The following is an 11873-nucleotide window of genomic DNA, read 5'->3' as shown; positions in this document are numbered from 1 at the left end:
AACATAGTTCCGACTTTTTTGTTTATTACTCTCCTAATTCAGCAGATTTTGTTTTCAAATCATTGATACAAGGTTCTATTAATTTCATTAATCGTTCTTGTAATTCAGGTGTTGGATTATTCATTTGCATCATTTCTGTATATGTAAATTCATCCATCATTTTATCTGTCGAACAGTCACAATATTTTGTAATCAGCTCTTTTTTAGCCGCAGATATCCCTGGTGTTATTGCCGCTTGTTCACAAGCCGTCATTGCCTGAGCTTTTTGCTCTGTATTGTTTTTATCAGCTTTCGAATTACAGCTAATAATGGTTAATCCAAAGATTAATCCTAAAATAATTTTATCCATAGGTAATAGATTTTAATCTTGTTAAGATAATGATTATTAATTATTTCACAAAATTATTCACAGCTTCAACATAACCTGGTAAACCTTTTCCTGAAATAATTTTTAGACAACTTTCACCTGTTACACTATTTTTTCTGAAATCTTCGCGCGCATAAATATCCGAAATATGAACTTCTATCACTTTAGTCGTAATCGCTTTTATCGCATCTGCAATCGCATACGAATAATGCGTATACGCACCAGCATTCAAGATAATTCCGTCATATTTAAAACCAATTTCGTGCAATTTATCAATAATATCTCCTTCGTGATTTGATTGAAAATAATGCAACGAAACTTCTGGAAATTGCTTTCTCAATTCATTTTCAAAAAAATCTTCGAAAGTTTGTGTTCCATAAATCTCTGGTTCGCGAACGCCAAGTAAATTTAAATTAGGTCCGTTTATAATTTGTATTTGTTTCATTTTCTTTATTTTATAAATATAAATCTCTTTTTTAGATCGAAAAAGTTTAATTTTTTCTTTTTTTTAATCAATTTTTTACTTTTTATTAAGTTTTGGCACAAACCTTGTATATATACAATCACCAACCTATTATCATATAAAACCAATCTAAACCAAAAAAATCAACCAAACCTTAAAATCTCAGTTAAACTTGATTAACTGAGATTTTTATTTTTAGTATCCATACTTACCTTTCCACTTTTGATTCAGCGATTGTTTATCCACTTGTTCTCGCTTATTATTTCCTGGCTCATAAAAAGTCGTCCCCGAAATTTCATTTGGTAAAAATTCTTGTTCAGCAAAATTTCCTGGAAAATCGTGCGAATATTTATATTCTTTTCCATAATCCAAATCTTTCATCAACTTAGTTGGTGCATTTCGTAAATGCAACGGAACAGGTAAATCCCCTGTTTGTTTCACAACTTGTTGCGCTTTACCAATCGCTAAATAAGTTGCATTACTTTTTGGAGAATTTGCTAAATAAACCGCACATTGACTCAATAAAATACGAGATTCTGGATAACCAATCACCGAAACAGCTTGAAATGTATTATTCGCCAAAATCATCGCTGTTGGATTTGCATTTCCCACATCTTCGGAAGCTGAAATCAACATTCTTCGCGCAATAAATTTCAAATCTTCACCACCTTCAATCATTCGAGCTAACCAATAAACCGCTCCATTTGGATCTGAACCACGAATCGATTTGATAAAAGCTGAAATAATATCATAATGTTGTTCACCCGTTTTATCATAACGCGCTAAATTTTGCTGAATACGTTCATGCACAATTTCATCGTTGATGATGATTTTATCAGTTGGAGAAAAACTATTAATTACCAACTCCAAACCATTCAATAATTTTCTTGCATCACCTCCCGAATATCTTAATAATGCATTTGTTTCAACTAATTCAATATTTAATTTAGATAAAACTGTATCTTTTTTTGTAGCTCGTTCAATCAAATCGACTAAATCTTCTTTTTCGAGATGTTTCAACACATAAACTTGCGCACGTGAAAGCAAAGCTGGCACAACTTCGAAACTTGGATTTTCGGTTGTCGCTCCAATCAAAGTCACCAAACCAGTTTCTACCGCTCCCAACAAACTGTCTTGCTGTGATTTATTGAAACGATGAATTTCATCTATAAATAAAATCGGATTTTTCGTTCCCGAAAACAAATTTTGATTCTTTGCTTTTTCAATTACTTCACGCACTTCTTTCACACCAGAATTTATGGCGCTCAACGTATAAAATGGTCGATCAGTTAATTCGGAAATCAATTGAGCTAGTGTCGTTTTTCCTGTCCCTGGCGGTCCCCAAAAAATCATCGAAGCAATCATATCATGTTGCAACATCATTTTTATTGGTCCGTTTTCGCCCACCAAATGCTTTTGATTAATGTATTCTTCAAGCGTTTTTGGACGCATTCTTTCAGCTAAAGGCGCATTCATAAAATCTTGTTTAGATTTCAAAGTTAGGGAATGTTTTGTCAAAATGAATGATTTTTTGGGCGACATATTTTGGCATTTAGATTTATTTTCTTTGTGTTAGAATAAAAATTAAAATGATGAAGAAAGCGTTAGAATGTGCTTTAATTTTAACAAGAAAGCACCAACTTTTGGGTGATAAAATTGCTTTATCAACTGATTATTTGAAAAAGATTGAACTAAAAGATAAACAATCAGAAATCAATAAACAAATGATTGAGTTTTTGGTCGAATTGCAAGAATTTGTAGAATTTATCAGAGTAAATCAAGAACTTAGATTGATGTATGTTGAATTGGTGAATTATTATTTCACACAAATTCATCATCAAATTAATTTTTATGAAATAGAATTGGACCGTTTAGAATTTGAATCAAAATTCTCAATCAATATGATTAATCAATTTAATCAAAACGAAAAAAATAATGAAATAAATTCTGTTCAAGAAAAACTAAATTTATACTACACGATTATTAATTCGTAGAAAAACGTTTTCGGCATAATTTTTTATTGTAAATTCGACTTAATATTTAGAATTTGAAATGAAAAAATTAACTATGTTTTTTAGCTTAATGATTTTATCATTAAGTTTTGCATTTGGTCAACAAACTGAAAAACCAAAAATTTATAGCGAAGAAGCAAATCCGAAAGTAGATATTGCGAATGCGGTACAAAAAGCTTCTGCAGAAAAGAAACACGTTTTATTGCAAATTGGTGGAAATTGGTGCGCTTGGTGTATTATGTTTGATAAATTGACGAAAGAAAATCAAGAAGTAAAAGATTATATCGCGAATAATTATGAAGTGGTTCATGTAAATTATTCTCCAAAAAATAAAAACGAAGAAACGTTAGCTGCATTGAAACATCCAGAGCGTTTTGGATTTCCTGTTTTTGTGATTTTAGATGAGAAAGGAAATTTAATTCATACACAAAATTCGGCTTATCTTGAAAGCAAAGAAGTGAAAGGACACGATCCGAAAGTTGTGTTAGAATTTTTACAAAACTGGTCTTACAAAGCATTAGATCCAGCGAGTTATACTAAAAAATAATCTGCGTTAAGCACGTATCGTATAGAGAATCAATCTGCAAAAGCATAAACTTTTTAGATTGATTCTTTTTTATTTCGGTTATTGATTAACTTTGTGAGATGAACAAAATTTTGGTTACACCATTTATTCTGTTGGTAAGATTTTATCAATTAGCGATTTCTCCTTGGATGGGAAGCAATTGTAGATATCAACCAACTTGCTCTTCTTATATGATAGAGGCGCTAAAAGAACATGGTTTGCTAAAAGGTTTGTGGCTCGGAACAAAAAGAATTGGTCGCTGTCATCCTTGGGGAGGACATGGATACGACCCTGTACCTAAAAAGAAAAATTAATGATTAACTTAATTTCGTTTATCGATTGGAATCCAAAACCTTATTTATTTGAAATAGCAGGATTCAAAGTACATATTTACAGTTTATGTTGGATAGTTGCCTTTGTAGTAGGCTGGTATTTGATGTCAAATATTTTCAAGAAAGAAAATCAGAAAAAAGAATTACTTGACCCTTTATTCCTTTACACATTTATTGGAGCAATTGTAGGTGCAAGACTCGGAGAATATATTTTTTATGATCCTGCTGCGTTTATTGAACGACCAATCGAAGTTTTCTTACCTGTACAACACTCACCAGGACAAAGTGCTTTCTTTGGATTATTACAAGATTACGAATTTGTAGGATTTAGTGGACTTGCAAGTCACGGAGCTGCATTAGGTGTAATTTTAACTTCCTATTTATTTAGTAGAAAATATTTGCATCGTAATGTATTGTGGTTGTTAGACCGTATTGCTGTTGTTGTTCCTTTTGGTGGAGCTGCGGTTCGAATTGGAAATTTTTACAACTCAGAAATTGTAGGAAAAGCATCAGAATTACCTTGGGCAGTAAAATTTCATCAACAAAGTTTGGGATATGGAGAAGTAATTCCTCGTCATCCAGCTCAAATTTATGAAGCGATTGGATATGTTATCTTAGGAATTATTATGCTTTATATGTACAACAAAACAGATAAGACAAAATATTTGGGAGCTTTGTTAGGCATATTCTTATTTTTATTATTTTTAATACGATTTGTTGTTGAGTTCTATAAAGAAAATCAAGGAGAAGAAGCAGTTGCTCAAATGTTGAATATAGGATTAAACAATGGTCAAATCTTAAGTATTCCTTTTATGTTAATCGGTTTATACTTATTTATCTCTTCTAAAAATAGATTAGATATCAATCAACCTTAGAATTATTATAAACTTAGAAATAAATTATAGACTTATGGGATTTTTTAAAGAATTTAAAGAGTTTGCAGTAAAAGGTAACGTAGTAGATTTAGCTGTCGGTGTAGTTATCGGTGGTGCCTTTGGTAAAATTGTTACTTCTTTAGTTGAAGATATCATTACGCCAGCCATTTTAAATCCAGCCTTGAAAGCTATTGACGCTGAAAATTTAGCTGCATTAGTAATTCCAGGAACAGCCATTAAATATGGTAGCTTTTTAGCTGCTGCTATTTCTTTTATAGTTGTTGCATTTGCTTTATTCGTAATGATTAAAGGAATTAACAAATTGAAAAAAGAAGCTCCTGCTGAAGAAGCTGCTCCTGCTGGACCAACACAAGAAGAATTATTGGCTGAAATTCGTGATTTGTTAAAAAACAAATAATTCGTTTTCATTCAAAATGATAAAAAAATGGATCGCAATTGCGATCCATTTTTTTATCGATTATTTTCAAACTCTTAAGAAGCTGCTTGCATTTGCATTTCTTCTCCACCTCCCATTTCTTCTCCATCTGGGCGTTGTTCTTTATTCTTTTCTCTTTCGTTTGTTTTCTTAAAACGATATGTAAACGATAAGTTAATTGAACGTTTCATCCAACGCATACTTTCGTAATTAGTGTAATCTGCTCCATAAGTAGTAGACTCTCTTTTTCTTGAGTTGAACACGTCACGAATATTTAAAGATAATGTAGCTTGTTTCTTGAACAAATCTTTTGATAAAGAGAAATCCATTGACAAATTATCTTCAATTTTTTGTTGAGCGGTTTTCATGCTTCCCATATAATTTCCAGCAACCTGAATTTTGAAATCTGCAGGTAATATAAAGTTAGAAGACAAACGTCCACGAGAACTAAATCCGTCTCCAGAGAAATCTTGCGTATCTACTTTTGTACTTTCTACTCCTGTTACAGGATCTTTTACAACGTTTGTTTCTTCGTAGAAACCTGTTCTATTGTATCCAAATAAATTTACATTGAACATCAAACTCCACCATTTAGCTGGTTTGTAAGTCGCTGTTAAATCTAAACCATAACGATCTTCATCACCAATGTTGATTGGTTTTGTAATAAATACTTCATCTCCGTTATCGTTATAATTTTTACGTTGAAACTGATTAATCATATCAGTTGTTCTTTGGTAAAATAAACTTGGCGTTACCATCAACTTTCCTACAGTTGTGATATAAGCTAACTCGTATGAATTTGTATAAGTAGGATTAAGATCTGGATTACCATTTCTTACATTTCTATCATCTGTTGCAGAAAAGAAAGGCATTAACATGAATCCCATTGGACGACGAACACGACGAGAATAACTTAATTGTAATTCGTTTTTCTCAGTAAACTTATAATTCAACGTTAATGTTGGGAATAAATCTGTATATTTTTTTGAAATATTTTCTCCGCTTGTGTAGTTTTTGATTTTCATATCAGAACTCTCTAAACGTAAACCTGCGAAGTATTGAAATTTTTCTCCAATCGCATTTCCATATTGTGCATAAGCCGCAAATACATTTTGTTGATTATCTACATTTGCAAAGAATCTACTATCTTCTTCATAATCTCCAGCGTCAGTTAAAAAGAATGTTTTGTTATTAGTTTTCGTATCACTAAAATCTGCACGAGCACCTAATTCAAATTTTCCTTTTTCACCAATCGGACGAACATAATCTGCTGTCAACACTACATTTTTCTGATCTTCTAAATTATCAGTAATACGATTTGTAATTTCATCTACATAGTTACCTGTAGTTTTGTCTAATACTTTTGTCAAACCATTAACAAAACCATCTTCGTCTTCTTTTTGAGACGAAAAACGTCCTGTGAATGCAAATTCATGACCTTTTTTATCAAACTCGTGTTTATAATTAAAATCTAAATCAAAGTTATTTTCGATTTCTTTCTCTTTCTGAAGATTATATTCATTCTTCAAGAAAGTCATTGCATTATCAAAGTAATTATAATCAACTAAAGCATTGTTATTTCCATTATTGTAACGATAACCTGCAGATAAACCTATTGTATTTTTATCATCTAAATAATATTCTCCACCCAAACGAATGTTGTAATTTCTACGAATTCTATTATTATCTCGGTTTGTAGATCTATATTGTTTTACAACATCTGTTCCTTCATTATAACTTGTCATAAAAGCAGAACCTTCACCTTCTCTATCCATATAACGAGAACCTAAAGTTGTAAAAATGTTATATTTTTTTGTTTTATAATTCAAGTTTACATTTCCTCCAACCATTTTAGGAATTCCTCCATTCAAGGTTACAGAACCATTAAAACCTGTATTAGAACCTTTTTTCAATACAATATTGATGATCCCCGCAGAACCTGAAGCTTCGTAACGAGCAGAAGGGTTTGTTACCAATTCAATACGTTCTACATTTTCGGCTGGAATATTTTTTAAAGCTTCCGCTACATCAGAAACACCCAACATTCCCGAAGGTTTTCCATCAATCAAGAATTTTACATTATCATTTCCTCTCAACGAAACATTTCCTTCTGCATCAACAGAAACCGATGGTACATTTGCTAAAGCATCAGACAATGTTTGACCTTGCGACATTGGATCATTCGCCATATCATACACTTTTTTGTCCAATTCTACTTTATAAATTGGCTTTTCCGCTGTTACAACTGCTGCTCCTAACGAAACTGTTTGCGTCGTTTTTACAGTAAAAGTACCTAGATCTAATGCAGATTCTAAATTAATCTGTTTTTCTATTACATCGTATCCCAATGGCTCAATCACAAGAACATATTGCCCAGCCTTTGCTTCTACTGTAAATTCTCCTTTTGCATCCGTTGCCGCTTCTGCCACAACTCCATCTTCCGAGCTTTCAAGCGATATTGTAGTGTATTCTACAGGTTTGTTTTCACTTGATAAGACTTTCCCTTTAATTTTTAAAAGCTCTTGCGCATTCAATCCTGCACAAACACAAATAAAAATCAAAGCAAATAAACTTCTTAACCTCATTTGTTTAATTTTTCGTTTTGTAGTTTTATAATTTTACAACTTGTTTGACAATCCTTTTTGGAAAAGGTTTAATCGATTTCAAAAATAATTTAAAAAAATATTGGCCGATTATTCATCACAAATGTTACATCTTTTAAAAGATTTCATCATAACCGAAAAATTTTAACATTTATCGTTTTAAACCTTTTTAATTTTTTGAAGTCTTAAGAATAAATAAAACAAAAAAAGTTGATAATTATGAGAACAGCATTTTATAAATATGTAGGATTAGGATTAATTGCTTTCACTTTAACAACTGCTTCAGCGCAAGACAGAAATGAAGGATCGAGAGAGCAGAAATTACAACAATTAAAAAAAGATTTGAACTTGACAGATGCGCAAGTCATCAAAATCAAACAAATTGAGGACAGCTACAAAGACGAAAAAATTGAATTGAAAAAGAAAATGAAAGAAGTTCGTCAAAAGGAGTTTAATGAAATCAATGCTGTTTTTACGCCAGAACAAAAAGCAACATTGAAGGAATTGCACGCCAAAAAACATCAAAATAAAAAAGGAGCTAATTAATAGCTCCTTTTTTATTTAATACAATTATTACAACTTAATACGTTTATCTTTTTTACAAAGCAACTAGGCAATCGTCACAACACCTGAGTTACAAAAACCTTTTACATACATTCTACTGCCACTATGTTGCCTTCATCTTGCCTTGATGTTGGGAGTATCCTGCTACTGTCCCGTCCTAATGACCCGTCCTAAAATAACTATACATGTTTTTAAATAAATCCTGTTATAGTTATACACCAATTGATCTTAATCCTAAATTTACTATACAAGGGAGTTTTGATTATTAAAACTTCTATTATAATTTTTCCATCTTTTCTTTTTAATCGTCTTTGTTCAAATTGAATTTCAATTGTTTTATATATTCATAAGGACGTAACGAAGTCACTTGAAAAAAAAACATCAGAAAAGTGACGTACAGAGGAAAAGCCTCCTAACTCAGCTAAGTCTTTTACAGAATATTTATGGTATGTACTATTTATTTGGTTGATAAATGAAGTAGAGGAGATGCTTGCTTCTCAAATCTACAAAAATCAAATCAATGTTTCTTGTTTTTAATGTATGCTATAATAAGTTATAATGTTTTTTTAATTAATGATTCCCGCTTCGCGGTAATTTTCGCGAGTCCTTAACCACAAAGTATCCGCTGTTGCTTTGCTTAAATCAGCAAACCATCACCGTTTAATCATTTGTTGTAGTAAAAATCAAAACATTTGTATAAAATATTTTAACCATGACTTTTTGTATAAAAAACAACTAAACTAGCATCACAACACCTGAACTACAAAAATCTTTTATATACATTCTACTGCCACTATGTTGCCTTTATCTATTCAAGTATACACTCAAACACTCTTAGTATATGTTGTTTACATTTAGTGAGTGTTCGTAATCAACCTCACCTTATGGGTGTACAATCACCCTCAAAAATTATAATTTATGCTATAATAAGCTCAATTCCTGCTTTCTCTGCTTTGTATTTTATTTTAGTCATCAGTTCATAATAACTCCAATTCCTCAGTACAAATTCTTCTTCTTTAGCTAGCTCGATTTTTTCTTCTTGATCCAATAAAATAAGTGTTCCTGCTTTATATTTGATACAAAAATCAATTAACATTTTACTATAGACATGTAGTCTATGATGCACATAATTTTTTTCTACTTGACTCATTTTATCTAGGGCTTTTAGTTTTCTCGTTCTTCCTTTTCCCGATTTCGCATAGGCTACTCCTGCTTGCGTTCGTTGACGGGATGCTTGTATCGCTAACCTTCGGTAAAGAAACTCTTCTTTAGTACCAATAGTAAGCCGAGATTTACCTACTTTTACAACCAATGGATATTCCAACGACAAGGAAGCTTCTGCAATAATTTCGGATTGTAATTGATGGTTTTCTTTTTCAACTTCAACGGCTACTAACCAAAATATTTTACTTTTTTCTAACTTTATTTGTGAAGTGCAAAGTTTTATTTCTCCACTTATCACTTGTTCCAGTAGTTTTTTATTACCTGTAAAATCTTTTCCTAAATAAGTTTTGAATGGTATTTTAAATAAGATAAAACAAAAATTTTTCTTCTCTTCATTATAACATAATTTAGTTATTTTACTGCTATTAAAAGGAAATGCCATAGCTCGTTTAAAATTTTTTAATGAGATTTCACCTTTCCAATATTTGACACAATCTTTTTTAAAAGATTGATACAACATATTATTCAAACAAGATAAAATATTCATTGGAACTTCTCCTTTAAAACGATTTGAAAGTACACGATAAATGGTATTCATTCTAGAGCACTCTAGTATACCCTCTGCATCTTTCTTCTCGTCCATTAATTTATATTTAACTCCTTCAGAGAGGTAAAAAAAATCTTTCATCATTTCTTGTACATACAAATGAGAAACAATCAAATTAGCGGCTTTAAAACATCTATTTTGCCATTTATAAAGCGTATCCAAAACTTCTTTACGTTCTTCTTGAGTTGGTAAATCGATAATTAATTGTATTTTTCGAGTGAGTATTAAAGTAGATTTTTCCATCATCAATAGTTTAGTGATTGAACTTTGTTTTGTTGAGTGAATTTATAGGCGACTATAAATTCGTTGTGTACTTCTTTTTGAGACAGTTCTAATTCTTCAGCGATATTGGCAAAAGATTGTTTATGCTTACATCGAAGTTTTAATATCAACGATTGTGTTTCGGATATTTTATCTTGTTTCTCTTCAGTAGAGACTGTTTTGGTTTTAATAATTAACTTATCATGATGACTTAAAATCTTCTTAAGATCCGCTATAGCATGTTTAATTTCGTTACTGGTTTCTGTTATTCCTCTTCCCATTGCTTTAGCAATCGCTTTATATTTAAATCCATGTTTTAAACAAAGTTCTATCAAATGTTTTCTTTCAGTACTTAATAGAGGTAATACTTTTATAATTTCATCAAAATAGTGCTGTTGTGTTTCTTGTTCATTCAGGTTTTCTATTACATCAGCGGGATCATATCCAGCCAAATAACTTTGATAATTCTCATAACTCTCTAGCGAGTTTACTGTTGCAAAAAACTTATTCTTCGGTTTACGATAATGTAAATAGCAACTGTACTTCATTACAAGCCTCAAAAAGAAAAAGATATGATCAAGGGACTCAATCTTCTCACGATATTCCCATAATTTCAGAAAAGCATCTTGTACCAAACATTCTACTACAAACTCATCCTCAATTATTTGTTTACCAAACCAAAAGATTCGTTTATTGTACCTGACATAAATACGTTCGAAGGCAGCAGAATTACCTTTTTTTAATAATTCAAATTCTTTTTCTAGCATAATAAAGGTGGTTTTATTTATGTTTTACGTGATACGTATTACGTTCTACGTTTTTACATTGTTTTTAAATTCAACATTCGTTTTAAAAGCCACTCCTTTTCCAGTACATCGCGCCAACTTTGTTTTTGGGGAAAGGTTTTTTTTGTTTTTTCTTTATTTTAAATATTTTCTTTACTTTCATTTTTTTGAGCATCCAAAAAAACGAAACAAAAAAAGATGCCGACAGTAGTCTCTCAATGGTTCAACTAAATAAATTATTTCCATAAAGTTGATAACTCACTTCGTTCAAACACCTCAACTTTTTTATTCCAATAATTTAGAGTTGAATTGCATTTCGATCCTAAATCGTCGGATTTTAACTCTTTTTTCAATACTCAAATTCGTTGTCACTTTCAAGAACGAATTCCAAAACCGTCATTGCTGAAAAGTCGAGTGTCAATTCGGCGTAAAGAGCGTTAAAAATGATTTATGTTCGCATTTCATATGCGAATGTTCTAAAGCATTTAGCGAGTAGCCGTTATTGACCGACTTGTAAGCACAGACTTGACTTTTTTGGTTCGTTTTTGTGTCAAGACTTCCCCGTAGGGCATATGAATTCATTAAAAAACAATAATAACTCATGAGTAAAAATGAACGTAATAAAATAATGAACTACTAATTATCTTCTTATTCTCGTAATTATGTTCAGAACCTCATTCTTAACCTCAAATACTTACTACATTATACTTTTTACATACTACAATTCCCACATCTAATCTGTACTTTTTACTTAATACATACTACATCTTAACAATCCCTTCCGATACACGAACCACGAACAAACCATACGGAACGTATATACAATGGATACAGAATGG

The 11873-nt window shown here is 31.2% G+C and carries 12 protein-coding genes; 6 read left to right on the top strand and 6 right to left on the bottom strand.

Translation table 11 applies throughout. The features are described from left to right. Positions 1-25: 25 nt before the first annotated feature. From B4L98_RS05955 to B4L98_RS05945, 3 genes are all read right to left on the bottom strand, one after another. Positions 26-349, bottom strand: a complete 324-nt coding sequence (locus B4L98_RS05955) for a hypothetical protein (protein ID WP_038332805.1) — start codon at positions 347-349, stop codon at positions 26-28. Positions 350-389: 40 nt separating this feature from the next. Continuing rightward, the gene (locus B4L98_RS05950; RefSeq protein ID WP_038332802.1) at positions 390-812 is read right to left on the bottom strand and encodes a type II 3-dehydroquinate dehydratase; all 423 of its coding nucleotides are present in this window, start codon (positions 810-812) and stop codon (positions 390-392) included. Positions 813-1025: 213 nt separating this feature from the next. Then, positions 1026-2306, bottom strand: a complete 1281-nt coding sequence (locus B4L98_RS05945) for a replication-associated recombination protein A (protein WP_221855377.1) — start codon at positions 2304-2306, stop codon at positions 1026-1028. A 116-nt stretch (positions 2307-2422) separates the two neighbouring features. Between B4L98_RS05945 and B4L98_RS05940 the strand changes: the two genes are divergently transcribed. The 5 genes from B4L98_RS05940 to mscL all read left to right on the top strand — a co-directional run bounded on the left by B4L98_RS05940 (position 2423) and on the right by mscL (position 5032). Next, a complete protein-coding gene (locus tag B4L98_RS05940; protein WP_125349651.1) occupies positions 2423-2824 on the top strand; it encodes a hypothetical protein in 402 nt (133 codons plus the stop codon). Positions 2825-2882: 58 nt separating this feature from the next. Further along, on the top strand, positions 2883-3389 hold the full coding sequence (locus tag B4L98_RS05935) for a thioredoxin family protein (RefSeq protein WP_291047156.1): 507 nt from the start codon (positions 2883-2885) through the stop codon (positions 3387-3389). Between the two features lie 98 nt (positions 3390-3487). Next, positions 3488-3721: a membrane protein insertion efficiency factor YidD gene (gene yidD, locus B4L98_RS05930; protein ID WP_125349653.1), complete on the top strand. Its 234-nt coding sequence runs from the start codon at positions 3488-3490 to the stop codon at positions 3719-3721. Continuing rightward, positions 3721-4614, top strand: coding sequence for a prolipoprotein diacylglyceryl transferase (gene lgt, locus B4L98_RS05925; protein WP_219034371.1), 894 nt, complete (start codon positions 3721-3723; stop codon positions 4612-4614). The genes yidD and lgt overlap by 1 nt, the downstream gene beginning before the upstream one ends. Positions 4615-4648: 34 nt before the next feature. Continuing rightward, entirely contained in the window at positions 4649-5032 is a 384-nt protein-coding gene (gene mscL / locus B4L98_RS05920) for a large conductance mechanosensitive channel protein MscL (RefSeq protein ID WP_291060640.1), read from the top strand. 74 nt (positions 5033-5106) lie between these two features. Here the strand turns inward: mscL and B4L98_RS05915 are convergent, their stop codons facing one another. Beyond that, a complete protein-coding gene (locus B4L98_RS05915; protein ID WP_291060642.1) occupies positions 5107-7635 on the bottom strand; it encodes an outer membrane beta-barrel family protein in 2529 nt (842 codons plus the stop codon). Positions 7636-7872: 237 nt separating this feature from the next. Here B4L98_RS05915 and B4L98_RS05910 point away from each other — a divergent pair, with 237 nt between their 5' ends. Beyond that, on the top strand, positions 7873-8199 hold the full coding sequence (locus tag B4L98_RS05910; protein WP_038332782.1) for a Spy/CpxP family protein refolding chaperone: 327 nt from the start codon (positions 7873-7875) through the stop codon (positions 8197-8199). A 934-nt stretch (positions 8200-9133) separates the two neighbouring features. Here B4L98_RS05910 and B4L98_RS05905 read toward each other — a convergent pair. Together B4L98_RS05905 and B4L98_RS05900 are read right to left on the bottom strand one after the other, a co-directional pair. After that, positions 9134-10231 (bottom strand): hypothetical protein, encoded by a 1098-nt coding sequence (locus B4L98_RS05905; protein WP_115002130.1) that lies wholly within the window; start codon positions 10229-10231, stop codon positions 9134-9136. Between the two features lie 2 nt (positions 10232-10233). Next, positions 10234-11016, bottom strand: coding sequence for an RNA polymerase sigma factor (locus B4L98_RS05900; RefSeq protein ID WP_291052808.1), 783 nt, complete (start codon positions 11014-11016; stop codon positions 10234-10236). Positions 11017-11873: the final 857 nt, after the last annotated feature.

Origin of the sequence: Empedobacter sp. UBA5528 (assembly GCF_002426075.1) — a bacterium.
In the GTDB taxonomy this organism is placed as follows: domain Bacteria; phylum Bacteroidota; class Bacteroidia; order Flavobacteriales; family Weeksellaceae; genus Empedobacter; species Empedobacter falsenii_B.
This window is presented reverse-complemented; position numbering and strand designations above follow the sequence as displayed.

Coding starts and splice junctions, on each gene's coding strand:
- B4L98_RS05955 (WP_038332805.1), bottom strand. CDS start 349: ATGGATAAAATTATTTTAGGATTAATCTTTGGATTAACCATTATTAGC.
- B4L98_RS05950 (WP_038332802.1), bottom strand. CDS start 812: ATGAAACAAATACAAATTATAAACGGACCTAATTTAAATTTACTTGGC.
- B4L98_RS05945 (WP_221855377.1), bottom strand. CDS start 2,306: ATGAATGCGCCTTTAGCTGAAAGAATGCGTCCAAAAACGCTTGAAGAA.
- B4L98_RS05940 (WP_125349651.1), top strand. CDS start 2,423: ATGAAGAAAGCGTTAGAATGTGCTTTAATTTTAACAAGAAAGCACCAA.
- B4L98_RS05935 (WP_291047156.1), top strand. CDS start 2,883: ATGAAAAAATTAACTATGTTTTTTAGCTTAATGATTTTATCATTAAGT.
- yidD (WP_125349653.1), top strand. CDS start 3,488: ATGAACAAAATTTTGGTTACACCATTTATTCTGTTGGTAAGATTTTAT.
- lgt (WP_219034371.1), top strand. CDS start 3,721: ATGATTAACTTAATTTCGTTTATCGATTGGAATCCAAAACCTTATTTA.
- mscL (WP_291060640.1), top strand. CDS start 4,649: ATGGGATTTTTTAAAGAATTTAAAGAGTTTGCAGTAAAAGGTAACGTA.
- B4L98_RS05915 (WP_291060642.1), bottom strand. CDS start 7,635: ATGAGGTTAAGAAGTTTATTTGCTTTGATTTTTATTTGTGTTTGTGCA.
- B4L98_RS05910 (WP_038332782.1), top strand. CDS start 7,873: ATGAGAACAGCATTTTATAAATATGTAGGATTAGGATTAATTGCTTTC.
- B4L98_RS05905 (WP_115002130.1), bottom strand. CDS start 10,231: ATGGAAAAATCTACTTTAATACTCACTCGAAAAATACAATTAATTATC.
- B4L98_RS05900 (WP_291052808.1), bottom strand. CDS start 11,016: ATGCTAGAAAAAGAATTTGAATTATTAAAAAAAGGTAATTCTGCTGCC.